Below are 21,678 nucleotides of genomic sequence, written 5' to 3' on the forward strand. Positions count from 1 at the left end.
CACGCATACCGAAAACACACTGTTCGATGCCGTCTCGCTGACGCCACTTTTGTGCCACGGCTGGTGCCACGAAGTGCAGCGGCATCTATCCAGAAGGGAAGAGATCGCCATGCTCGATAGTTGCCAGAACGCCCAGGAACGCTGGGGCGGTGTTCACAAGCTGATCGACCGTTGGCTGGCGGAGCGCGAGGAGCTGATACAGGCCTTCAGCGCATTGCGCGATGCCAAGCCTGCATTCGCCGACAAAGAGCAGAACGGCGATTTTTGCGTCTTGCTGGTCGACTACGTTTCGGCCTGGCACTTTGAGGTCAGCGAGCAGTTGGTCAGTGAAGCCAAGGCCTTTGGTGATACTCGCGGCCTGGAGCTGGCCACGCAGATCACCCCGCGCATCGATGACAGCACCCAGATTGCCCTGGCGTTCAACGACCATTGCGCAAAAGGCGAATGCACGGACCCCGAGCGCTTTGCCGAGAAACTCGGCAAGCTCGGTAGCCTGTTGCACGAACGCTTTGAACTTGAAGACTGCCTGATCGAAGTGCTGCACAACGCGCACAAGGAAGAGGGTGCGGTGCAGGCCTGATTCAGTCGGCCACGCCCAGTAGTTCTATTTCAAATACCAGCGGGGTGTAGGGCGCGATCAGGTCGCCCGCACCATCGGCGCCGTAGGCTTGCGCCGAGGGGATCACCAGCCGCCATTTAGCGCCGGACTTCATCTGCGGCAACGCCACTTGCCAGCCTTCGATCACCGAGTCCAGCTTGAACCATTGCGGCTGCAGGTTCTGATCGAACACCGTGCCATCGGGCAACTTACCCACATACCGCACCTGCACGCTGCCGCTGGCCTTTGGCTGTGCGCCGCTGCCGCTTGCCAGTTCGCTGTAGAGAATCCCTTCGGGCAGTTCATGCACGCCGGCGCGGGTGCGCTCACTGGCCATGAAGCGTTTTTCTGCGGTGAGCAATTTGTCGACGGCGGCCTGTTGGTTGGCCGCGCTGGTTTGTTCATCGTGCTGCTGCAGGATGGCCTCCATGCGCGACTTGTCGATGCGCGGCGGCAGGCCTTGGTAAGACTGGCGCAAGCCTTCTACCAGCGCGTCCAGTTGCAAGCCAGGCACTTCCTGGCGCAGCCGCTCACCCAGGCTTGCGCCGATGCTGTAGGACAGGTCGGTTTCACTGGCGGTTTGCTCGGCGGCCTGCGACAGCGGGGCGACCAGGCACAGCGCGAACATTAAATAACGAGACATGCTCGACTCCTGCTGCAAAGAGCGCGAAGTATGCCAGCGTTGCTCCACCCTGACGTGGAAATATCCGCGCCCAATTAGCGGCCAACTACACTTGTTTTTTGCTGCAAGACAACGACTGGGTGCGGGTATGCAACGCGGGGCTACTGATACTGTCAACATGCCCTAGCGGCGGTAGCAGCAGAAGCATAGTATGAGCCGCACTCTCGTCAGCCAGGAGGTAAACCATGTCGGCCAAAAAGAAGCCAGTAAGTACGCCGTTACACCTGCTCCAGCAACTTTCGGGCAGCCTGCTCGAACATTTGGAAGATGCCTGCTCCCAAGCGCTGGCGGATGCCGAGAAACTGTTGGCCAAGTTGGAAAAACAACGCGGCAAGGCGCAGGAAAAACTGCACACCGCCCGCCTGAAGTTGCAAGACGCGGCCAAGGCCGGCAAAGCCAAGGCCCAAGGCAAGGCGCAAAAAGCCGCCGCTGAACTTGAAGGCCTGCTGGAATCGCTCAAAGAGCGCCAGGCGCAAACCCGCACTTATATTCAACAGCTCAAGCGTGACGCCCAGGAAAGCCTGAAACTGGCCCAGGGTGTTGGCAAAGTGCGTGAGGCTGCGGCCAAGGCGCTGGGCTCTCGTGCTGCTGCGCCAAAAGCGGCTGCCAAGCCTGCTGGCAAAGCTGCCCCTGCGAAAGCTGCACCTGCCAAGGCACCAGCCAAGGCTGCTGCGCCCAAGCCTGCTGCTAAACCCGCAGTTGCCAAGGCTCCCGCCCGCACGGCTGCCGCAAAACCTGCCGCTGCTAAAACCGCTGCTGCCAAAGCGCCGGTCAAAGCGGCTGCCAAGCCAGTGGCTGCCAAAGCGCCTGCCAAGCCTGCTGCCAAACCAGTCGCTGCCAAAGCGCCGGCCAAGGCTGCTGCCGCCAAGCCCGCCGCTAAACCCGCTGCCGCAAAACCAGCTGCCGCCAAGGCTCCAGCCAAAACCGCTGCCGCCAAACCTGCCGCTGCCAAACCAGCAGCCAAGCCAGCCGCTGCCAAAGCCCCGGCCAAACCTGCTGCTGCCAAGGCTCCGGTAAAACCAGCTGCCGCAAAACCAGCCGCTGCCAAGCCTGCCGCGCCAACCGCCAGCACTGCCCCGGCGTCGGCCACCAACTCGGCCACACCGGCAGCCGCTGCAAGCACCCCTGCTCAGACGCCGTCTTCGGCATCCTGAAGCTGCCGGGCAGCGACGCGCAATTGATCCAGCGCGTCGTGGCCTCTGGCTTGGTCCGGCGCCAGCCGGGCCAACCATTCTTCGCCATCGCCCGCTCCCGCAGGCCATCGGCGCGCAAGTTGCTCCAGGCGCTCCAGCAAGGTGCGCTCAGCCTGTAGTTCCAGCCCCTTCACCTGTTCACGCAATACCGCCAGTTGCGGGTCGGCCAGGGCGTGCTCGCGCCACTGCTGGCGCAATGCGCGCAGTGGCGCCACCACCTCCCGTTGCCACGCTGTGGCGGCCTCTTGCAGCGCGGCAAGCCGCTGCGCATTGGGGGTAACCTTGCGCGTTTGCAGCCAGGTTGCGCATAGCAACAGGCAGACATCGCCGCCCAGCGCTTGCAAGGCCAGGCAGGCCGTTTCTACCCCGGGCCGCGCGTACAGGGCCAGGGCGTGATTCCACAGGTCGGTGTGCATGGTTTCGCTCGCGCCAGTGGTCGGGGAAGCTGGTAGACTCCGCGACCATCATGATCAGACTATCAAACCTCACTTTACAGCGTGGTCCACAGCGCCTGCTAGACAGCGCCGAGATGACCCTGCACACCGGTCACAAGGCCGGCCTGATCGGCGCCAATGGCGCCGGTAAATCCAGCCTGTTCGCCTTGCTGCGCGGCGAGTTGTCGCCCGATGGCGGCGACTGCCATGTGCCCGGCGACTGGCGCATTGCCCACATGCGCCAGGAGGTCGACACCCTCGACCGCGTGGCGGTGGACTATGTGCTCGACGGCGATGTGCGCCTGCGCAAGGTGCAGGCCGAACTGGCTGGCGCCGAGCAGGCCCATGACGGCGCCGCGCTGGCACGTCTGCACAGCGAGCTGGACAGCGCCGACGGCTACACCGCCGATGCCCGTGCGCGCAAGCTGCTGGCCGGCCTTGGCTTCAGCAACGAACAGATGGACCGGCGTGTCGGCGACTTCTCCGGTGGCTGGCGCATGCGCCTGAACCTGGCCCAGGCGCTGATGTGCCCGTCCGACCTGCTGCTGCTCGACGAGCCCACCAACCACTTGGACCTCGACGCCATTCTGTGGCTCGAAGACTGGCTCAAGGGCTACCAGGGCACGTTGCTGCTGATCTCCCACGACCGCGACTTCCTCGATGCCGTGGTCGACCATGTGCTGCACGTCGAACAGCGCAAGCTGAACCTCTACAAAGGCGGCTACAGCGCGTTCGAGCGCACCCGCGCCGAGCGCCTGGCGCAACAGCAGCAGGCCTTCGAGAAGCAGCAGGCGCAGCGCGCGCACATGGAAAAGTACATCGCCCGGTTCAAGGCCCAGGCTACCAAGGCACGCCAGGCGCAAAGCCGCATCAAGGCCCTGGAACGCATGGAAGAACTGTCGGCGGCCCACGTCGATTCGCCGTTCGACTTCGTTTTCCGCGAGTCGCAAAAAATCTCAAGCCCGCTGCTTGACCTGTCCGAGGCGCGCCTGGGCTATGGCGACAAGGCCATCCTCGAGAAGGTCAAGCTGCAACTGGTCCCGGGCGCGCGTATCGGCCTGCTCGGCCCCAACGGCGCGGGTAAATCGACCCTCATCAAGAACCTTGCCGGCGAGCTGCAACCGCTGGGCGGGCGCCTGGTGCGCGGCGAGAACCTGGCAGTGGGCTACTTTGCCCAGCACCAGCTCGACTCGCTGGACGACAAGGCCAGCCCGCTGTTGCACCTGCAACGCATCGCCCCGGCCGAGCGCGAGCAGGCCCTGCGCGACTTCCTCGGGGGTTTCGACTTCCATGGCGACCGCGTCGATGAGCCGGTGGTGAATTTCTCCGGTGGCGAAAAAGCCCGCCTGGCGCTGGCCCTGATCGCCTGGGAACGGCCCAACCTGCTGCTGCTCGATGAGCCGACCAACCACCTCGACCTCGAGATGCGCCTGGCCCTGACCATGGCGTTGCAGGAGTTTGCCGGTGCCGTGGTGGTAGTCTCCCACGACCGTCACCTGCTCAAGAGCACCACCGACGACTTCCTGCTGGTCGCCGATGGCAAGGTCGATACCTTCGAGGGTGACCTCGACGACTACAGCCGCTGGCTGATCGACTACCGCCAGCGCATGGCGCCTGCTAGCAGCGCCCCGGTCAACCCGGATAAAACCGATAAAAAGGCCCAGCGCCAGGCCGCCGCCGCCCTGCGTCAGCAGTTGGCGCCGCACAAAAAGGCCGCCGACAAGCTCGAAGCCGAGCTTGGGCAGTTGCACAAGACCCTGGCCGAGGTCGAGGCGGCCTTGGGCGACAGTGGCGTCTACGAGGCTGCGCGCAAAGACGAGCTGCGCGATCTGCTCGGCCGCCAGAGCCAGCTCAAGCAGCGTGAAGGCGAGCTTGAAGAGGCCTGGATGGAAGCCCTGGAGTTGCTCGAAAGCATGCAGGCCGAGATCGAGGCGCTGTCCTGATGGATGAGCTGCGCTCGCTGCTGCCCGGGCAATGGATGGATACGTTCTGGCTGGGCCTGCAGATTCTGCTGATCATGGTTGTGGCGTTCGTCTTGCAGCGCATGGTTGGCCGCGCCCTGCAGAGCCTGGGCGAGCGCTACCCGCTGCCGCACGAACTGCTGGTGCCGGTGCGTGGCGCGTTGCGCTGGCTGATCATGGGCAGCGCCGTGTTGTTCGTGCTGGAGCGCCTCGGGGTTTCGGCCACGGTGCTGTGGACGGCGCTTTCGGGTTTCGTCGCGGTGGCGGCAGTGGCGTTTTTCGCCATCTGGAGCGTGCTTTCCAACCTGCTGTGCGCGGTGCTGATCTTTACCGTCGGGCCGTTTCGCATCGGTGATGTGGTCGAGCTGGTCGATACCCTCGACAAGCCGGGGGTAAAGGGCCGGGTGATCGCGATCAACCTGCTTTACACCACCTTGATGGAAACCCCCGAAGCGGGTGGTGCGCTGGTGCAGGTGCCTAACAGCCAATTCTTTCAGAAGGCCGTTCGGCGCTGGCGCGGGGCCGAGGCAAGCGCTGCCGGCAAGCCAGAGGCGCTGGAAGCGGACTGATTGCCCGGTAATCACGGTTTTCTGTAGGAGCGGCCTTGTGTCGCGAAAGGGGGGCGAAGCGCCCCCAAGATTTGTGCTCCACGCAGGTATTGCCGGGGCTGCTACGCAGCCCATTCGCGACACAAGGCCGCTCCTACAAGGGCCCTGCGTTCATCGCGCCGGCTGCTGATTCCCCAAAGCACGGCGCAATGCCATCAGCCATAGCAGTTGTTCGTTGAACGTCGGCGAGCAGGGGCTATTCATCAAGGTCGTCCTTGTTTTATCGGGGATGGGCTAATCAGGTCAAAGTCTGGCGTTTCTTGGAGAGGCATTTCCTAGGAAAGGTCCCACGCGCACAAAGGAAATTTCCGAGCGTTTCGATGGTGATATCGATATGCAATAAAGGTATTTATAAAAATATTTTTATACCTTTAAAGTCTATCCAACGTGCTTACCGGCACACTGCCATCTACCGTGAAACGACGCCGAGCGACCCTCGTGCCGACCTGGACACTTCCCATGCCGTACCTCTTTGACCCTGTGCCGAGGCAATTTCCATGAGCTTCGACACTGCTTTCATGCTTAGCACATTGCCGGCATTCCTCAAGGCCGTGGGCGTGACCTTGCAGGTCGGCCTGCTGGCGATTTTTACCTCGTTGCTGGTCGCGGTGGCCAATGCTGCCATCCTGGTGTTCCGTACGCCTTACCTGTGGCGCCTGGTCAAAGGCTATGTGGAGCTGGCGCGTAACACGCCGTTGCTAATCCAGCTGTTCTTCGTCTATTTCGCACTGCCCAGCCTCGGCGTGAAGATCTCGGGCTTTGGCGCCGCGATCATCACCATGACCTTCATGGGCGGTGCCTACCTCACCGAGGTGCTGCGCGCAGGGGTCGAGGCGGTGCCGCGTGCGCAGCTTGAGTCCGGGCGTTCCATCGGCCTGTCCGAAGGCCAGTTGCTGCGCCATGTGATCCTGCCGCAGGCCAGCATTCTCAGCCTGCCGGCACTGTTCGCGACCTTTGTTTTCCTGCTCAAGGAAACCACCGTGGTGTCAGCGGTGGCGGTGCCCGAGATTCTCTACACCACCAAGAACTACATCGCCCTGTATTACAAAACCTACGAAATGCTCGCCGTGCTGACTTTGCTTTGCGTGCTGATCTTCCTGCCGCTGTCGCTGCTGCTGCGCTACCTGGAACGGAGGCTGCAACATGGCCAGTACGGGGTTTGAGCTGCTGCAGGTGTCGCTGCCGCAACTGGCGGCAGGCGCCCTGCAAACACTGTCCATTTCTGCACTCGGCATCTTCTTCGCAACCGTGGGCGGGGTGCTCTACGGCGTGCTGGCGAACCTGGGCAAACGCCCAGTGAACATCGCGCTGCAGGTGTACCTGGAGCTGTTCCGGGCGATCCCGGTGCTGGTCTGGCTGTACCTGGTGTTCTTCGGCTTGCCGATCTTCTTTGGCCTGAGCATCCCCAGCTTCTGGTGCGCGGTGTTGGTGCTGGGCCTGTGGGGCGCCAGCGAAGTGGGCGAGGTGGTGCGCGGCGCGTTGCGCTCGCTGCCCCGTGGCCAGCGTGAAGCGGGGCTGTCGATCGGCCTGTCCGGCTGGCAACTGTATGGCTACGTATTGCTGCCACAAGCGCTCAAGCGCATGACCCCGCCGACCATCAACCTGTACACGCGGATCATCAAGACCAGCTCGCTGGCGGTGTTGATCGGTGTGGTCGAGGTGATCAAGGCCGGCCAGCAGATCATCGAGCGTACCTATGAGTCGGTGCTGATCTACGGCGCCTTGTTGCTGTTCTTCTTTTTTGTCTGCTACCCGCTTTCGGCCGCCTCGCGCGTGCTGGAACGCCGCTGGGCCCACACATGAGCGCATTGATCGAGTTTCAGGGTTTCAACAAGTTTTTCGGCGAGCAACAGGTGCTCGAGCAGATCGACCTGCAGGTGCAAGCCGGCGAGGTGGTGGTCATTCTGGGCCCCAGCGGTTGTGGCAAAAGCACGCTGCTGCGCTGCCTGAACGGCCTGGAACAGGCCCACAGCGGCAGCCTGCGCCTGGACGGCAAGGAGCTGCTGGCGCCGGGCACCGATTGGCGCCAGGTGCGCCAGCGGGTGGGCATGGTGTTCCAGAGCTATCACCTGTTTGGCCATATGAGCGTGCTCGACAACCTGCTGCTTGGCCCGCTCAAGGTGCAAAAGCGCGAGCGCGGCGAAGCCCAGGCCCAGGCCGAGGCGTTGCTGGCCCGGGTGGGCCTTCTGGACAAGCGCGATGTATTCCCGCGCCAGCTCTCCGGTGGCCAGCAACAGCGCATCGCCATTGTGCGATCGCTGTGCATGAACCCCGAGGTGATGTTGTTCGACGAAGTGACCGCCGCCCTTGACCCGGAGATGGTCAAGGAAGTGCTGCAGGTGATCCAGGGCCTGGCCCGCGAAGGCATGACCCTGCTCATCGTCACCCACGAAATGGCCTTCGCCCGCGCGGTGGCCGACCGCATCGTGTTCATGGAGGCCGGCAGGATCCTTGAACAGAACCCACCCGAGCGTTTCTTCACCCAGCCGCAAAGCGCACGCGCGCAGCAGTTCCTGGAGAAATTCTCTTTCGTTGAAAGCCTGCCCAAGACACTGCACAAGGAACTGTCATGACCACCACCGCGTTTACCAAACTGCTTGCCCCGTTGCTTGGCCTGGCATTGCTGGCCGGCTGCAACAAGTCCGATGAACCCGCCAAACCGGCGGCTGCCTCGCCTGCCACCAGCTACCTGGAGACCATCAAGGCTCGCGACAAGCTGATTGTTGGCGTATTCACCGACAAGCCGCCGTTTGGTTTTGTCGATGAAAGCGGCCGCTACGTGGGCTTCGATACCGATATCGGGCGGCGCCTGGCCAAGGACTTGCTGGGCGATGAAAACAAAGTCGAATTCGTCGCCGTGGAGCCTGCCAGCCGTATCCCGTTCCTGCAGAGCGACAAGGTCGACCTGATTCTGGCCAACATGACCGTCACCCCGGAACGCAAGGAAGCGGTGGACTTCACCAACCCCAACCTGCGCGTCGCGGTGCAGGCTATCGTGGCCGATGGCAGCCCGGTGAAGACGCTCGACGACCTGGCCGACAAGACCATCATCGTCACCACCGGCACCACCGCTGATATCTGGCTGACCAAGAATCACCCTGATTGGAAACTGCTCAAGTTCGAGAAGAACAGCGAGTCGCTGGCCGCGCTGGCCAATGGCCGTGGCGATGCCTATGCCCAGGACAACCTGATCCTGTTCAGCTGGGCCAAGCAGAACCCGGGCTACCGCGTCCTGCCGCAGTTGCTGGGCGATGAAGCGCCGATTGCGCCGGCGGTGAAGAAGGGCAACACCGAGCTGCGCGACTGGGTCAACGCAGAGCTTGCCAAGCTGGGTGAGGAGAAGTTCCTGCTCAAGCTGTATGACCAGTACGTGCGCAAGGAACTCAGCGACGATACCAAGCCGGAAAGCGTGATTGTTGAAGGCGGCAAGTGGCAGGGTTGAGCTGAACCCTGTTTTCGCCAGACATATCTCCTTGTGGCGAGCGGGCTTGCCCCGCGTTGGGCTGCGCAGCAGCCCTTTGTTTTCAGGGCTGCTGCGCAGCCCAACGCGGGGCAAGCCCGCTCGCCACAACTATCTATCCGATGAGGCCACCACAAGCGAGTAAAGATCATGGACTCTCACACCAAGCTGCTCTGGGCCACAGAGCAGTGCTGCAGCCACTGTTCAATGATTACGCGGCAACCACGCCAACAAAAAATCATTCACCACCTTCGGGTTCTCCAGGCTGGAGATATGCCCGGCGTTGGGGATCTGCGCCGCCAGGCAGCCGATCAGGCGTGACATTTGGTTGGACTCTTCTGGCGGCCGGGGAATGTCCTGGTCGCCGCAGATGACAATGCTGCGCTCACCCGGCAATTCGCCCAGGCGCGCCAGCAGGTCGGGCCTGCCGAAAATCACCCGCCCCAGCGGGTCGAGGCTCTGGCGAATGGTTTGCGCGCTGCTGGCCTTGAGGTCGGCACGGAACTGCTCGCGGATTTCTGGCACAGTCTGGCCACCGGCATGGAAGAAAATCGGCACGATGATGTCCAGCAAAGGCTCCGGGAAGGTGCCTGCGGCGCTGGCTGCATCCAGCAGGGCGAAGTATTTGAGCCGAGTGGCTTCAGGCTCTGCGCCCAGATAAGTGTCCATCAGCACCAGCCGGTCGACGCGCTCAGGGTGCTCGACAGCGAGCTGCGCGCCCCACATGCCGCCTACCGATAGCCCGACCAGATGGCATTTCTTTATATGCAACTTATCGAGCAGGGCCAGATGCTGGCGGGCCAGGGCGCTCATGTCGGTGGTGCACGCTGGTGGGGCGTCCGAGCTGCCGTGGCCCCACAGCTCCGGCACGATCACCCGGAAGTGCCGCGACAGTGCCTCGATCTGTGGCTGCCACATGGCCGCCGACCACAGGTAACTGTGGCCCAGCAGCAGCGGAAAACCGTGGCCTTGGTCGACATAGCTCATGCGCGCGCCGTCGATTTCGATGAAGTGTTTATCCATGGTCAGTTCCTGAAGTGGGTAGGGGTCACTGCGCAGGCACCAGGCGCAAGGTACTTTGCGCCGGAATCACCCCCATGCGCGCCTTGTGGTAGCGGCCTTCGATGTAATCCTCGGCCTGGTCGGCATAGTGTTTGTCGAACGGCACGCCGCTCTGCCCTACGGGGTTGATGGTGGCGGCGGAGCCGGCGTCGGCGAAGTCGATCACGCGGCGGGTCGAAGGCCCGTAGGTAACCGGCCAGGGCGCCGGGCCGATTTTTGCGGAAAGATTATTCGGCACCTCGTGGCTGCCGGGGGCCGCGAACGGGCCTACGTTGAACAGCAAGTTCAGCGGCTTTTGCACCCCCAGCGGATGGCTGTGGGTGAGGGTGTGGGCCTTGCCCCATTGCCAGGTGGCGCAGTCCTGGCCGAAGGTATCGCGCAGGTGGTTGAGGCTGCGCTGCCAAGCCAGGCGCACGATGGCGCTGCGGTCGGTATGTTCATTGCTGCCGCGGGTATTCCACCAGGGTGACGCCGGGTCGGCGGCCAGGCGCGGCAGTGCGGCATCGATGGCGCGGGTGCTGATCAGCACCGGGAACCAGGTATCGCCCAGCTCATCGTGCAGGGCAGCGAAGGCCAGTTCGTAAAGGAACTGGTTGAAAAGCGTCGCGCTGGTCGAGTCCACCGGGTAGTCGCCGCGCCAGGCGGCCAACTGCTCGACCAGCTCTTTTTCCTCATCGCCCTGGGCGATACTGCGCAAGGTGGCCAGCAGCGGCGCCAGGGTGCGCGGGCCATAGTCGTTGCTGGTGTCCAGTTGCAGGGCCTGGCTGCTGGCGGTGTCCCACTGGATGTCCGGGCGGGCCAGATGGCGGTCGAGCTGGCGGCCACGGTCGGCGAGGTTGTAGTAGCCGGGCACTGGTACAGGCGCCGCGGGCTGATAGTTGGCCGAGACGATGTAGCCACTGGCCGGGTTTTCCTGTTGCGGGTTGGTGCTGAACGGGTAGAAACCGGGTTTGTCGGCCTGCTGGCTGCTGCCGTCCAGAATGAACGCCGGGTTGACCCCGGCAGGGCGCATGGGCAGGCGCGCTGCCGCCCACCAGCCGATATCGCCCTTGGCGTTTGCCCACACCAGGTTCAGGCCGGGCGCCTGCACCTTGATTGCGGCGTCGCGCATCTTGTCCAGGGTGTCGGCGCGGTTGATCTGGTAGAAGCCTTCCAGAATCGGGTTTTCGGTCTCGAGAAATGCCCACCACATGGCAATCGGCGTGGCCCCTGCGCTGCTGCCGAGCACATCGTTGACGAGGGGGCCGTGGGGCGAGCGGCGCAGGGTGATGGTGGCCGGCGCTTCACCTTTGATGGCAATGCTTTGCTGGGTTTTTTCCAGCGTCTGCCAGCGGCCGTTGACCATGACCTGCTCGGCGTTGGCGGGGTTGGTCTTTTCGGCGATCAGGTCGACATCGTCGTTCTGGAACATGGTCAGGCTCCAGCCGAATTCACGGTTGTGGCCCAGCAGTGCGAACGGGTTCAGCCCCTGAAAATAACCATACAGGCTGAAGCCCGGCGCCGACAGCTCGGCCTCGTACCACACCGCTGGTACGGCAAAGCCGATATGCGGGTCGCCGGCCAGCAGTGGCCGCCCGCTGCGGGTGCGGCTGCCGGCAATGGCCCAGGCGTTGCTGCCTTCGAACTGCGGGATGCCGGCATCGCCCAAGGCCGCGTGGCTGAGTTGGGCGAGTTGCTCCAGGCTGCGCCAGTCGGCGGCGGCCAGCGGTGCGGCGAGGGCGCCGTCAGGGTGCCAGCCCAGGTCGAAGATTTTCAGGTACTCAGGGCCAAGCTGGTCGCGGATGTAGGTCAGCGCAGGCTCGGTGCGAAACGCCGCCGCAAAGCTGTAGGCCAGGTAGCCGGCGATGCTCAGGGTGTCTTCGGCGGTGAAGGGGCGCGGGGCGATGCCCAGCAGGTCGAACTCCATGGGCTTGGGGTGGCCGGCCTGCCACTGGTTCACGCCGTCGAGGTAGGCCTGTAGCGCCTGCCACGGTGCAGATTGGTGGTCGATGCGCTGCACCATCAGCGCGGCCTGCTCGCGAATACGCAGGTTGCGAAACAGCGTGTCGGTGGCCAGCAGCTTGGCGCCCAGCACTTCAGCGAGCTCGCCACGCGCCAGGCGGCGCATGATCTCCATTTGGAACAGCCGGTCCTGGGCGTGCACGTAGCCGAGGGCGCGATACAGGTCGGCTTCGTTCTGCGCCTGCAAGTGCGGGACGCCGCGGGCGTCGTAACGCACGCTGACCGGCCCTTGCAGGCCTGCCAGGGCCAACTCGCCTTCACGCACCGGCTGCTTGCCCTGCACGTACCAGTAACCGCTGCCGGCGATGGCGAGAGCGATCACCATCGCCAGCAAGGTCAGGCTGCGCTTCATCGAGACTCCTTGTGCACTCGCGTAAAAGATTGTGGTCCGATCTTCGGCGGATTCGCGCACTCAGCATAGCCCCCAGGGAGGACTTTCAATGGCCCTTAGCGAAAAACAGAAAATGCTGACCGGCCAGCTCTATCACGCCAGCTGCCCGCAGCTGCAGAAGGAGCAGGCCACCAACAAGCAGTGGATGCACCGCTACAACAACAGCATCGAATTGCTCAGCCAGGCCCGCCATGGCCTGCTGGCCGAGCACTTTGCCAGTGTTGGCGAGGGCGTGGTGATTCGCCCGCCGTTCTACTGCGACTACGGCTACAACATCAGCGTGGGAGCCAACACCTTCATCAACTTCAACTGCGTGATCCTCGACGTGCTGCCGGTGCGCATCGGCGCCGACTGCCAGATCGGGCCTGCGGTACAGATCTACACCGCCGACCACCCGCTGGACCCCGAGGTGCGGCGCACGGGCCTGGAAAGCGGGCGACCGGTGAGCATTGGCAACAATGTATGGCTGGGCGGCGGGGCGATCATCCTGCCGGGGGTGACCATCGGCGACAACGCCGTGGTCGGTGCCGGCAGCGTGGTGACCCGGGACGTCCCGGCTGGCGCGGTGGTGGTCGGCAATCCGGCGCGGGTTAAGGGCTGAACAAGTGCGCAGGTGCGGGTTATTGCTGGCTGCCGGCCTGCCAAGGGCAATAACACCCCACGGCCAACGTATTGGAGGCCAGCACGGGCCGGCCTTCCATCAGTGCCTTGAGCACCGGCTCGATGAAGCTGTTGCCTGAGTTGCACACGGCCCCTTCGCTGTACGGGCCGAAATAGGCCAGCTTGCCGTCGCGGTCCCAGATTGCGACTGCAGGTGATGCCGGAAGCTGTTCGCTGCCGGGCAGGTTATCCACTGGCTTGAGGGCACCCAGATTGGCCGGCAACTGGCCGTGGGTGCCGGGTTTTTGCAGCACATGGAAACTCACCCCCAGCGGTGCGAAGTGCGCGACCAGTTCGCCCAGGTGCTGCTGGTTGCCGACGTTGCATGGGCAGGCCGGGTCCCAGAAATGCACCACGCGGATCGGACCGGGGCCGGCGAGGTCTGCCGGCAGGCGCAGTTGGCTGCCATCGAACAGCGTGGCCTGGTTGTCGAACGGGCGCAGGTAGCGGGCCTGGAAGCTGTCGTAGGCCCACCACAGGGCCGCGGCGCACAGCAGGGTAATGACGAGGGAGCGGATCTTCATGGGCAGCGCACGATCAATAGGTGGCCAAGCTTGCCACGATGCCTCGCAGAGCTGAATATCCCAGATCAATACTCGCTGCATTGTGGATGTCCCCATGCCTGCCACGTTTCACCCCGACCTGCTGCGCAGCAGCCTATCTGGCCTTGCCGAGCGCCAGCCGCTGCCCGCCGAGGGCCGCGACTACCAGCGTTTCTATGGCCTCGAACTGCCGGCGCAGAGCTGGCTGGGCGCTTTCAAGGCTGCGGGCTTCGACCTGGTCGGCCAGGTGTGGATGCCCGCGCAGCCGGTGGCGACGATGTTTTTGCTGCACGGCTACTACGACCACATGGGCCTGTACCGGCATGTGATCGAATGGGCGCTGGCGCGCAATTACGTGGTGATCAGCTGCGACCTGCCGGGGCATGGGCTATCCAGCGGCGAGCGCGCCAGCATTGCCGACTTCGGCCTGTACCAGCAGGTGCTGGAGGCGCTGTTCGCGCAGGCGCGCCAGCTTGATCTGCCGCGCCCGTGGCACCTGTGCGGGCAAAGCACCGGGGCTGCCATCGTGGTCGACCACCTGCTGCACTGTGCCGAACAAAGCCCGGCAGACGGCCAGGTGATTCTGCTGGCGCCGCTGGTGCGCCCGCGCGCCTGGCATTGGTCGAAACTCAGCTACTGCGTGTTGCGCCACTTTGTCGATGGCATCGAGCGGCGCTTCAGCGAAAACACCAATGACCCTGCGTTCATGCCGTTTCTGCAGGCCGACCCCCTGCAACCCCGGCGCCTGCCCACTGCCTGGGTAGGGGCCTTGCTGAAATGGGTGCGGCGTATCGAGACGGCGCCGCGCAGTACGCGGCCGCTGTTGATCGTGCAGGGGGAGGCAGATGGGACGGTCGACTGGCCGTACAACCTCAAGGTGCTCAAGGCCAAGTTCGAGGCACCGCAGATTCTGCTGATGGCCGACGCCCGTCACCACCTGGCCAACGAGTTGCCGAACATCCGCCAGCGCTATTTCGAGTTCATCGGCCAGCGGCTGGGCTGATCACTTGAGGTCCGAGGCTTGCTGGCCAACCGCCAGGGCTGCGCGCACAGCGGCCACGGCGGCTTTGTAATAGGCCTGGCCTTCAGGTGATTCGGCGAAGGTCGAGAATTGCTCAAGCTCTGCGTCCGACAGGCCGCGGTACACGTAAAGCAGGGTGTTGTTGAGGTCTTCGCCGACTTGGTTCATCAGGCGCTGGCGCTGGCCGTCGAGCATGCCTTGGGCCTGCCCGCCACCGAACAGGCCGGGGATCATCGAGCTCAGGCTATCGGCGGCCACCCCGGCAATGGCAAGGCTGACCTCGGCCCCGGCTTCGCGCGCGGGCAAGGCCTGGGCCAGGTGGCCGATGATCAGCAGGCGGTCGTCGCTGGCCTGCATCTTCGGCAGGCCCTTGGCGTTCTTGGCCAGTTGGTCCTTGCGCGTGGCCAGCAGCTCAGCGGCCACCACCTTGCGCCCCAGTGGCGACTGGAAGAACGCCAGCGCCGGCGCCGGGTTGGCCAGGTTGCTGCGCAACTGGGCCAGGGCGCGCGCGTCCATGGCCTGGGGCTTGAAGCGCTGGTTGCTGTTATTGACCAGTGCCTGGTAAACCGCAGGCGGCAGGCTGTTGCGGTAGCGCTGTTGGGCGGCGCTCACGGCATCGGTGAAATGGGCGCGCTGGTCGGGCCAACCGGCGACTTTGTACAGCTGATCAAGGCTGTCTGCCCAGACAGGCATGGTGCAGATCATCAGCAGCAGCAGGGAAAACAGACGGCGCATTCAGGACTCCTGTCGGCAGGGCACCATTGTCCTTGGCACAGCGGGGCTTTGTCGAGATACCCGCGCCGCTTCCTGACCAAGTGGCGCTGTGCGAGTACCTGCCGAATGGCTATGATGCGCAATGCACTTACCTCTCGAACACCCGATGCTGTCGACCATCGTCGATGACCTGGCCACCCGTGGCTGGTCGCAGCAAACCTTGTTTATACCCGACGCGCTGTCGCGCGAGCTGGCACACGAGTGTCGGCAGCGCCATGCCCAGGGCGCGCTGAACCCGGCCGGGGTGGGGCGCGGCGCCGAGCAGGAAGTGCGCGAGGCCATTCGCGGCGATCAGATCCAGTGGATCGACCCCGGCGAATCCGAACCCTGCGACCGCTACCTGCATGCCATGGACAGCCTGCGCCAGGCCATCAACCAGGGCTTGTTCCTCGGGCTTGAAGATTTCGAATGCCATTTTGCGCTGTATCCGCCGGGCGCCTTCTACCGTCGCCACCTGGACCGTTTTCGCGATGACGACCGGCGCACGGTGTCGGCGGTGCTGTACCTCAACGAAAGCTGGCAGCCCACTGATGGCGGGCAGTTGCGCATGTTCCTCGAAGGCGATGTGCAGCGTGATGTCGAGCCGTTGGCGGGCACCCTGGTGGTGTTTCTGTCGGGCGACGTGCCCCACGAAGTCTTGCCCGCTGGCCGCGAGCGCTTGTCACTGACGGGCTGGTTCCGGCGCCGTGGCAATGACCCGTTCTGAGTTGCCCAAGGTCCTGGTCAGCGCCTGCCTGCTAGGGCAGCCGGTGCGCTATGACGGGCGGGCGAGTGGCCATCCTGGCATGTTGCAGGCCTGGCAGGCCGAGGGGCGGGTGGTGGCGTTGTGCCCGGAGGTCGCCGGAGGGCTGCCGACCCCGCGCCCGGCGGCTGAGATCCCAGGTGGGCAGGGCGGCCAGGTGCTGGACGGCCAGGCGCAGGTGATCACCGTGGTGGGTGAGGATGTCAGCGCGGCGTTTCTGGCCGGGGCGCAATTGGCTGTAGCGCTGGTGCGTCGCCATGGCATTCGGGTGGCGGTGCTCAAGTCGGGCAGCCCTTCGTGTGGCAACCGGCTGACCTATGACGGCAGTTTTACAGGGGTGAAGGTGGCCGGCGAGGGCGTGACCACCGCGCTGCTGCGCCGCGAAGGCGTACAGGTGTTCAGCGAGCTGGAGCTGGACCAGGCGCAGCGAGCGTTGCTCGGCGGCTGATTGGCGCTGGCTTCATCGCAGGCTGTCGCCAGCTCCCATGCAGGCCGTGCTCAACCGCAATATTGCTGGTTGGACCCAATCCTATGAGAAATGATAGACAGTTGTGGCGAGCGGGCTTGTCCCGCGTTGGGCTGCGCAGCAGCCCTGAAAACCCAAGGGGCTGCTGCGCAGCCCAACGCGGGGCAAGCCCGCTCGCCACAAGGAGATATATCTGGCGGGAACAGGCTTGCCCGAAACCATAGAATCTCCCACAGGAGTCTGAGCCAGGCCTGAATATCGCTGCCTAGCGCGGTCCCTGTGGGAGCTGGCGCTAGCCTGCGATGGCTGCGCCGCGCTGTTACTGCCCCGCCGCAGTCTGGCTGGCGCCTTTGAACCACTTGTCTTGCAGCGCCCCCAGGCGCCCATCATCCTTGATCCGCTGCAGCGCGTTGTTCAGCGCACTCTCGAACGCCGGGTTGTCCTTCTGGAACGGTATGACCAGCTTCTCGTCGCTGAATGACTGGCTGGCATCGAGGTTGTCGGCCAGCTTGCTGTCGGCCTTGTTCACGGTGATATCGAACTTGCCCTCACTGACGCCGGGCAGCACCTCGTCGCCGGTCGCTTCGATAAACTCGGCGCGCAGGTTCAGCTCTTTGGCCAGTTCTTGCCCCAGTTCAATGTCGAACCCGGTGAGGTGGTCTTCTTCCTTGAAGGCATAAGGCGCGGCATCGCCCTGTACGGCAATCCGCAGTTCTCCGCGATCGTTGATTTCGTCGATCAGGTCGGCCTGGGCCAGCGGGCTGAATAGCGCAGCCAGCAGTACGCCAATGGTCAAACGCATGAGTGCCCCTTTTCTTCTTCGGCAGATAAATTTCATTCGCCGCGGCTTGTTTCCCCCGCCCCGGTCGAACGCAGCCTATGACCCCGTCATCGCGCCGATGTTTGACTGCGGCAGAAATTTTTCTAAACAGGCTTTTGAACCTCTCGCCCTGTGACTGGACTATGGTGAATTGCCGCTACGCTCGTTTAAGTCATAGCGGTCTATTGAAGTGAATCACAGGAGAAGTGAATGAAAAGCCTATTTTCGCGTGCTGCCGTCGCCAGTCTGTTGATGGGGGCATCGGTGCTGGCCTGCGCCAACGACGCCTTGAAGAGCCAGCAGCCACCGAAGGACGCCAAGGTGTTCATCGTTTCCCCCGCCGACGGCGCCACCGTCGACAAGACCTTCACCGTCAAATTCGGTATCGAGGGCATCGCGCTCAAGCCTGCCGGCGATCAGACCGCGCACAGCGGCCATCACCACCTGCTGGTCGATGTCGACAAGGCGCCGCTGAGCGATACGCCGCTGCCTACCAGCCTGATGCCTGAGAGCGGCGTGGCCCTGCCCGCCGGCCCGCAGGTGCTGCACTTCGGCAAGGCGCAGACCGAAACCACCATCACACTGACCCCAGGCAAACACACCCTGCAACTGGTGCTGGGCGATGCCTACCATGTGCCGTTCAAGCCGGCTGTGGAATCGCAAAAAATCACCGTAAACGTGAAATAACCGCCAGGCGGGCACAAAAAAGGGAGGCCACCAGGGCCTCCCTTCGCGATGCGGCAATCAGCGTCAGAACAATACGCGCGAGCGGATGGTGCCTTTGACGTGTTGCAGCTTCTCTTGCGCCAGGTCGGAATACTCGGCGTCTACGTCGATCACTACGTAGCCAACTTTCTCGTCGGTCTGCAGGAACTGACCAGAAATGTTGATACCGTTCTCGGCGAAGACCTTGTTGATCTCGCTGAGCACGCCCGGGATGTTTTCGTGGATGTGCAGCAGGCGGTGCTTGCCTGGGTGCGCCGGCAGCGCCACTTCAGGGAAGTTGACCGACGACACCGAAGTACCGTTGTCGCTGTACTTGACCAGCTTCTCGGCCACTTCCAGGCCGATGTTGGCCTGCGCCTCGGCGGTGGAACCACCGATGTGCGGGGTCAGGATCACGTTGTCCAGGCCGCGCAGCGGGCTTTCGAACTCTTCATCGTTGGAGCGCGGCTCGACCGGGAACACGTCGATGGCGGCGCCGATCAGGTGCTTGTCCTTGATCGCAGCGGCCAGGTGGTCCAGCTCGACTACAGTGCCGCGTGCGGCGTTGATCAGGATCGAGCCCTTTTTCATCGCACGGATTTCTTTCTCGCCGATCATCCACTGGGTGGATGGCAGCTCAGGCACGTGCAGCGACACGATGTCGGCCAGGCCCAGCAGTTCGTTCAGGCTGGCAACCTGGGTGGCGTTGCCCAGTGGCAGCTTGGTCAGCGGGTCGTAGAAGTAGACCTGCATGCCGACGCTTTCAGCCAGTACCGACAGCTGGGTGCCGATGGAGCCGTAGCCGACGATGCCCAGTTTCTTGCCACGGATCTCGAACGAGTTGGCCGCGCTCTTGATCCAGCCGCCACGGTGGCAGGAAGCGTTTTTCTCGGGGATGCCGCGCAGCAGCAGGATGGCTTCGGCCAGCACCAGCTCGGCAACCGAACGGGTGTTGGAGTACGGTGCGTTGAACACCGCAATGCCGCGCTCGCGGGCGGCGGCCAGGTCGACCTGGTTGGTACCGATGCAGAAGCAGCCGACCGCTACCAGTTTCTTCGCACAATCAAAGACCGCTTCGGTCAGTTGGGTGCGTGAGCGGATGCCGATGAAGTGGGCATCGGCGATCTTTTCCTTCAGTTCGGCATCGGGCAGCGAGCCTGTGAGGTACTCGATGTTGGTGTAGCCGGCAGCCTTGAGGGTGTCCACGGCATTCTGGTGGACGCCTTCGAGAAGAAGGAACCTGATCTTGCTCTTGTCGAGAGAAGTCTTGCTCATCTGCTTAAACCTGTATCCCGGAGAAAAATGGCGAGGGGGTGAAGCGGCGCGGCATCGGCCTTAGCACGACCAGCGGGACGGCTATGCTAGCATACGCGACACAATCTGAGCTCAAACCGACAGGTGAAGAGTGCTCAGGGTGACTATGAATAAGTCGAGAGTTCCCGCGATGACCCACCCTGCGGTAATTGATGAACTGATGACCCTTGTCGACCCGGGCAAGGTGCTGACCGACCCGGCTTCGCTGGAGGCCTACGGCAAGGATTGGACCAAGCATTACCCGCCTGCGCCCACCGCCATCGTGTTTCCCAAGACCGCCGAGCAGGTGCAGGCCATCGTCAAATGGGCGCGCCGCAACCAGGTTGCGCTGGTGCCCTCCGGCGGGCGCACCGGGCTTTCCGGGGCTGCCGTGGCGGCCAATGGCGAAGTGGTGGTGGCCTTCGACTACATGAACCAGATTCTTGGGTTCAACGAATTCGACCGCACCGTGGTGTGCCAGCCTGGCGTCATCACCCGGCAATTGCAGCAATTTGCCGAGGAACAGGGCCTTTATTACCCTGTGGATTTCGCCTCCAGCGGCTCCAGCCAGGTGGGCGGCAACATCGGCACCAACGCCGGCGGTATCAAAGTGATCCGCTACGGCATGACCCGCAACTGGGTCGCCGGGCTGAAAGTGGTCACCGGCAAGGGCGAGTTGCTCGAACTGAACAAAGACCTGATCAAGAATGCCACCGGCTATGACCTGCGCCAGCTCTTTATAGGCGCCGAGGGCACCTTGGGCTTTGTGGTCGAAGCGACCATGCGCCTGGATCGTGCCCCGCGCAACCTGACCGCCATGGTGTTGGGCACGCCGGACTTCGACGCGATCATGCCGGTGCTGCATGCCTTCCAGGGCAAGCTTGACCTGACAGCCTTCGAGTTTTTTTCTGACAAAGGGCTGGCCAAGATCCTCGCGCGCGGCGACGTGCCTGCCCCGTTCGAGACCGCCTGCCCGTTCTATGCCCTGCTGGAATTCGAGGCCAGCACCGAAGAGGTGGCCAACGAGGCGCTGGCGACCTTCGAGCATTGTGTGGAGCAAGGCTGGGTGCTCGATGGGGTGATGAGCCAGAGCGAGACCCAGCTGAAAAACCTGTGGAAACTGCGCGAGTACCTGTCGGAAACCATCTCGCACTGGACACCGTATAAAAACGACATTTCGGTCACAGTGTCGAAAGTGCCCGATTTCTTGCGCGATATCGACGCCATCGTCAGCGAACACTACCCGGATTACGAAGTGGTCTGGTACGGCCATATTGGCGACGGCAACCTGCACCTGAACATTCTCAAGCCCGACAGCATGAGCAAGGACGCGTTCTTTGCCTCCTGCGCCAAGGTCAACAAGTGGGTGTTCGAGATCGTCGAGCGTTATAACGGCTCGATTTCTGCCGAGCACGGCGTGGGCATGACCAAGCGCGATTACCTGGGTTATAGCCGTTCGCCCGAAGAAATCGCCTGCATGAAGGCAATCAAGGCCGTATTCGACCCTGACGGCATCATGAATCCGGGTAAGATCTTTGCTCTTGAATAAAAGCAGTATTCACAGGAGTCGGCCATGAGTTACCAGCACAAGTACGTAGACGGCACCCACATCCACTTCCCGTTGGGCAAGGTGGTATGCATCGGGCGCAACTACGCCGAGCATGCCAAGGAACTGGACAACCCGATCCCCAGCGAGCCGCTGCTGTTCATCAAGCCGGGCAGTTGCGTGGTGCCGCTTGAGGGTGGCTTCAAGATCCCGACCGAACGTGGCTCGGTGCACTACGAAGCCGAAATTGCCGTGTTGCTAGGCAAGTCGCTGTCGACCAAGCCAACCGATGAAGAGGTGCTCGACGCCATTTCCGGTTATGCGCCGGCACTGGACCTGACCCTGCGCGACCTGCAGAGCAAGCTCAAAGAGCAGGGCTTGCCGTGGGAGTTGTGCAAGAGCTTTGACGGCGCCTGCGTGCTGCCGCCTTTCGTTGCTGCATCCACCTTCGCTGACGTGACTGATATCCCGGTACGCCTGACCATCAACGGTGAAGTGCGCCAGGACGGCAACAGCGCGATGATGCTCAACCCCATCGTGCCTATGATCAAGCACATGGCTGCGTGCTTCTCGCTGCAGGCTGGCGACGTGATCCTGACCGGCACCCCTGCGGGCGTTGGCCCGTTCAATGTCGGTGACGAGCTGGTGCTGGAGCTGCCCGGTGTCTGCCGCTTCGAGAGCCGGGTGCTCTGACCCTGAAGCGGCGAGGGTTTCAGGCC

General features: G+C 63.2%; 23 protein-coding genes. 15 read left to right on the top strand and 8 right to left on the bottom strand.

Going from position 1 to position 21,678, the window contains the following annotated elements:
- Positions 1–109: 109 nt before the first annotated feature.
- Positions 110–580, top strand: coding sequence for a sigma D regulator (gene rsd, locus HU719_RS13225; RefSeq protein WP_186522542.1), 471 nt, complete (start codon positions 110–112; stop codon positions 578–580).
- Position 581: 1 nt separating this feature from the next.
- Here the strand turns inward: rsd and HU719_RS13230 are convergent, their stop codons facing one another.
- Positions 582–1,241 (bottom strand): FKBP-type peptidyl-prolyl cis-trans isomerase, encoded by a 660-nt coding sequence (locus HU719_RS13230; RefSeq protein ID WP_186537253.1) that lies wholly within the window; start codon positions 1,239–1,241, stop codon positions 582–584.
- Positions 1,242–1,465: 224 nt separating this feature from the next.
- On the opposite strand from HU719_RS13230, the gene HU719_RS13235 reads away from it, so the two are divergent.
- Positions 1,466–2,434 carry an AlgP family protein gene (locus tag HU719_RS13235; protein ID WP_186537254.1) on the top strand — a complete coding sequence of 323 codons (969 nt, stop codon included), beginning with the start codon at positions 1,466–1,468 and terminating at the stop codon, positions 2,432–2,434.
- Here HU719_RS13235 and HU719_RS13240 read toward each other — a convergent pair.
- Positions 2,410–2,889 carry a TIGR02444 family protein gene (locus tag HU719_RS13240; protein ID WP_186522539.1) on the bottom strand — a complete coding sequence of 160 codons (480 nt, stop codon included), beginning with the start codon at positions 2,887–2,889 and terminating at the stop codon, positions 2,410–2,412. The genes HU719_RS13235 and HU719_RS13240 overlap by 25 nt on opposite strands.
- Positions 2,890–2,939: 50 nt before the next feature.
- Between HU719_RS13240 and HU719_RS13245 the strand changes: the two genes are divergently transcribed.
- The 6 genes from HU719_RS13245 to HU719_RS13270 all read left to right on the top strand — a co-directional run bounded on the left by HU719_RS13245 (position 2,940) and on the right by HU719_RS13270 (position 8,918).
- Entirely contained in the window at positions 2,940–4,850 is a 1,911-nt protein-coding gene (locus HU719_RS13245; RefSeq protein ID WP_186522538.1) for an ATP-binding cassette domain-containing protein, read from the top strand.
- Positions 4,850–5,437, top strand: a complete 588-nt coding sequence (locus HU719_RS13250; protein WP_186522537.1) for a mechanosensitive ion channel family protein — start codon at positions 4,850–4,852, stop codon at positions 5,435–5,437. The genes HU719_RS13245 and HU719_RS13250 overlap by 1 nt, the downstream gene beginning before the upstream one ends.
- Positions 5,438–5,973: 536 nt before the next feature.
- Positions 5,974–6,639 carry an amino acid ABC transporter permease gene (locus HU719_RS13255; protein ID WP_186522536.1) on the top strand — a complete coding sequence of 222 codons (666 nt, stop codon included), beginning with the start codon at positions 5,974–5,976 and terminating at the stop codon, positions 6,637–6,639.
- On the top strand, positions 6,620–7,279 hold the full coding sequence (locus HU719_RS13260; protein ID WP_186522535.1) for an amino acid ABC transporter permease: 660 nt from the start codon (positions 6,620–6,622) through the stop codon (positions 7,277–7,279). The genes HU719_RS13255 and HU719_RS13260 overlap by 20 nt, the downstream gene beginning before the upstream one ends.
- On the top strand, positions 7,276–8,049 hold the full coding sequence (locus HU719_RS13265; RefSeq protein WP_186537255.1) for an amino acid ABC transporter ATP-binding protein: 774 nt from the start codon (positions 7,276–7,278) through the stop codon (positions 8,047–8,049). The genes HU719_RS13260 and HU719_RS13265 overlap by 4 nt, the downstream gene beginning before the upstream one ends.
- On the top strand, positions 8,046–8,918 hold the full coding sequence (locus HU719_RS13270; protein ID WP_186522533.1) for a transporter substrate-binding domain-containing protein: 873 nt from the start codon (positions 8,046–8,048) through the stop codon (positions 8,916–8,918). The genes HU719_RS13265 and HU719_RS13270 overlap by 4 nt, the downstream gene beginning before the upstream one ends.
- A 222-nt stretch (positions 8,919–9,140) precedes the next feature.
- On the opposite strand, the gene HU719_RS13275 is transcribed toward HU719_RS13270, so the two are convergent.
- Entirely contained in the window at positions 9,141–9,959 is an 819-nt protein-coding gene (locus HU719_RS13275) for an alpha/beta fold hydrolase (protein ID WP_186537428.1), read from the bottom strand.
- Between the two features lie 25 nt (positions 9,960–9,984).
- On the bottom strand, positions 9,985–12,351 hold the full coding sequence (locus HU719_RS13280; RefSeq protein ID WP_186537429.1) for a penicillin acylase family protein: 2,367 nt from the start codon (positions 12,349–12,351) through the stop codon (positions 9,985–9,987).
- Between the two features lie 88 nt (positions 12,352–12,439).
- Here HU719_RS13280 and HU719_RS13285 point away from each other — a divergent pair, with 88 nt between their 5' ends.
- Positions 12,440–12,991 carry a sugar O-acetyltransferase gene (locus HU719_RS13285; protein ID WP_186537430.1) on the top strand — a complete coding sequence of 184 codons (552 nt, stop codon included), beginning with the start codon at positions 12,440–12,442 and terminating at the stop codon, positions 12,989–12,991.
- Positions 12,992–13,010: 19 nt separating this feature from the next.
- Here HU719_RS13285 and HU719_RS13290 read toward each other — a convergent pair whose 3' ends face one another.
- On the bottom strand, positions 13,011–13,574 hold the full coding sequence (locus HU719_RS13290) for a DUF6436 domain-containing protein (RefSeq protein WP_186537431.1): 564 nt from the start codon (positions 13,572–13,574) through the stop codon (positions 13,011–13,013).
- A 94-nt stretch (positions 13,575–13,668) separates the two neighbouring features.
- Here HU719_RS13290 and bipL point away from each other — a divergent pair, with 94 nt between their 5' ends.
- Positions 13,669–14,595 (top strand): phospholipase BipL, encoded by a 927-nt coding sequence (bipL, locus tag HU719_RS13295; RefSeq protein ID WP_186537432.1) that lies wholly within the window; start codon positions 13,669–13,671, stop codon positions 14,593–14,595.
- Here the strand turns inward: bipL and HU719_RS13300 are convergent, their stop codons facing one another.
- Positions 14,596–15,348 carry a DUF2059 domain-containing protein gene (locus HU719_RS13300; protein WP_186537433.1) on the bottom strand — a complete coding sequence of 251 codons (753 nt, stop codon included), beginning with the start codon at positions 15,346–15,348 and terminating at the stop codon, positions 14,596–14,598. It lies immediately after the preceding gene.
- 121 nt (positions 15,349–15,469) lie between these two features.
- Here HU719_RS13300 and HU719_RS13305 point away from each other — a divergent pair, with 121 nt between their 5' ends.
- Both HU719_RS13305 and HU719_RS13310 read left to right on the top strand, forming a co-directional pair.
- A complete protein-coding gene (locus tag HU719_RS13305; RefSeq protein ID WP_186537434.1) occupies positions 15,470–16,093 on the top strand; it encodes a 2OG-Fe(II) oxygenase in 624 nt (207 codons plus the stop codon).
- Positions 16,080–16,577, top strand: a complete 498-nt coding sequence (locus tag HU719_RS13310; RefSeq protein WP_186537435.1) for a 2-thiouracil desulfurase family protein — start codon at positions 16,080–16,082, stop codon at positions 16,575–16,577. The genes HU719_RS13305 and HU719_RS13310 overlap by 14 nt, the downstream gene beginning before the upstream one ends.
- Positions 16,578–16,914: 337 nt before the next feature.
- On the opposite strand, the gene HU719_RS13315 is transcribed toward HU719_RS13310, so the two are convergent.
- Positions 16,915–17,397: a transporter substrate-binding domain-containing protein gene (locus HU719_RS13315; RefSeq protein WP_186523478.1), complete on the bottom strand. Its 483-nt coding sequence runs from the start codon at positions 17,395–17,397 to the stop codon at positions 16,915–16,917.
- A gap of 228 nt (positions 17,398–17,625) precedes the next feature.
- Between HU719_RS13315 and HU719_RS13320 the strand changes: the two genes are divergently transcribed.
- A complete protein-coding gene (locus tag HU719_RS13320; protein WP_186523476.1) occupies positions 17,626–18,102 on the top strand; it encodes a DUF4399 domain-containing protein in 477 nt (158 codons plus the stop codon).
- Between the two features lie 63 nt (positions 18,103–18,165).
- Here the strand turns inward: HU719_RS13320 and serA are convergent, their stop codons facing one another.
- Entirely contained in the window at positions 18,166–19,395 is a 1,230-nt protein-coding gene (serA, locus tag HU719_RS13325) for a phosphoglycerate dehydrogenase (protein WP_186523474.1), read from the bottom strand.
- 169 nt (positions 19,396–19,564) lie between these two features.
- Here serA and HU719_RS13330 point away from each other — a divergent pair, with 169 nt between their 5' ends.
- Together HU719_RS13330 and HU719_RS13335 are read left to right on the top strand one after the other, a co-directional pair.
- Entirely contained in the window at positions 19,565–20,962 is a 1,398-nt protein-coding gene (locus HU719_RS13330) for a D-2-hydroxyglutarate dehydrogenase (RefSeq protein ID WP_186523473.1), read from the top strand.
- 24 nt (positions 20,963–20,986) lie between these two features.
- Positions 20,987–21,652 (top strand): fumarylacetoacetate hydrolase family protein, encoded by a 666-nt coding sequence (locus HU719_RS13335; protein ID WP_186537448.1) that lies wholly within the window; start codon positions 20,987–20,989, stop codon positions 21,650–21,652.
- The last annotated feature ends 26 nt before the right edge of the window (positions 21,653–21,678 follow it).

Origin of the sequence: Pseudomonas farsensis (assembly GCF_014268805.2) — a bacterium.
Lineage (GTDB): Bacteria > Pseudomonadota > Gammaproteobacteria > Pseudomonadales > Pseudomonadaceae > Aquipseudomonas > Aquipseudomonas farsensis.

Bases quoted from the DNA above. Each gene is read 5' to 3' on its own strand.
- HU719_RS13310 (WP_186537435.1), top strand. From the start codon at position 16,080: ATGACCCGTTCTGAGTTGCCCAAGGTCCTGGTCAGCGCCTGCCTGCTA.
- HU719_RS13275 (WP_186537428.1), bottom strand. From the start codon at position 9,959: ATGGATAAACACTTCATCGAAATCGACGGCGCGCGCATGAGCTATGTC.
- HU719_RS13305 (WP_186537434.1), top strand. From the start codon at position 15,470: ATGCACTTACCTCTCGAACACCCGATGCTGTCGACCATCGTCGATGAC.
- HU719_RS13260 (WP_186522535.1), top strand. From the start codon at position 6,620: ATGGCCAGTACGGGGTTTGAGCTGCTGCAGGTGTCGCTGCCGCAACTG.
- HU719_RS13250 (WP_186522537.1), top strand. From the start codon at position 4,850: ATGGATGAGCTGCGCTCGCTGCTGCCCGGGCAATGGATGGATACGTTC.
- HU719_RS13330 (WP_186523473.1), top strand. From the start codon at position 19,565: ATGACCCACCCTGCGGTAATTGATGAACTGATGACCCTTGTCGACCCG.
- rsd (WP_186522542.1), top strand. From the start codon at position 110: ATGCTCGATAGTTGCCAGAACGCCCAGGAACGCTGGGGCGGTGTTCAC.
- serA (WP_186523474.1), bottom strand. From the start codon at position 19,395: ATGAGCAAGACTTCTCTCGACAAGAGCAAGATCAGGTTCCTTCTTCTC.
- HU719_RS13270 (WP_186522533.1), top strand. From the start codon at position 8,046: ATGACCACCACCGCGTTTACCAAACTGCTTGCCCCGTTGCTTGGCCTG.
- HU719_RS13290 (WP_186537431.1), bottom strand. From the start codon at position 13,574: ATGAAGATCCGCTCCCTCGTCATTACCCTGCTGTGCGCCGCGGCCCTG.
- HU719_RS13315 (WP_186523478.1), bottom strand. From the start codon at position 17,397: ATGCGTTTGACCATTGGCGTACTGCTGGCTGCGCTATTCAGCCCGCTG.
- HU719_RS13230 (WP_186537253.1), bottom strand. From the start codon at position 1,241: ATGTCTCGTTATTTAATGTTCGCGCTGTGCCTGGTCGCCCCGCTGTCG.
- HU719_RS13280 (WP_186537429.1), bottom strand. From the start codon at position 12,351: ATGAAGCGCAGCCTGACCTTGCTGGCGATGGTGATCGCTCTCGCCATC.
- HU719_RS13245 (WP_186522538.1), top strand. From the start codon at position 2,940: ATGATCAGACTATCAAACCTCACTTTACAGCGTGGTCCACAGCGCCTG.
- HU719_RS13240 (WP_186522539.1), bottom strand. From the start codon at position 2,889: ATGCACACCGACCTGTGGAATCACGCCCTGGCCCTGTACGCGCGGCCC.
- HU719_RS13320 (WP_186523476.1), top strand. From the start codon at position 17,626: ATGAAAAGCCTATTTTCGCGTGCTGCCGTCGCCAGTCTGTTGATGGGG.
- HU719_RS13300 (WP_186537433.1), bottom strand. From the start codon at position 15,348: ATGCGCCGTCTGTTTTCCCTGCTGCTGCTGATGATCTGCACCATGCCT.
- bipL (WP_186537432.1), top strand. From the start codon at position 13,669: ATGCCTGCCACGTTTCACCCCGACCTGCTGCGCAGCAGCCTATCTGGC.
- HU719_RS13265 (WP_186537255.1), top strand. From the start codon at position 7,276: ATGAGCGCATTGATCGAGTTTCAGGGTTTCAACAAGTTTTTCGGCGAG.
- HU719_RS13285 (WP_186537430.1), top strand. From the start codon at position 12,440: ATGGCCCTTAGCGAAAAACAGAAAATGCTGACCGGCCAGCTCTATCAC.
- HU719_RS13235 (WP_186537254.1), top strand. From the start codon at position 1,466: ATGTCGGCCAAAAAGAAGCCAGTAAGTACGCCGTTACACCTGCTCCAG.
- HU719_RS13335 (WP_186537448.1), top strand. From the start codon at position 20,987: ATGAGTTACCAGCACAAGTACGTAGACGGCACCCACATCCACTTCCCG.
- HU719_RS13255 (WP_186522536.1), top strand. From the start codon at position 5,974: ATGAGCTTCGACACTGCTTTCATGCTTAGCACATTGCCGGCATTCCTC.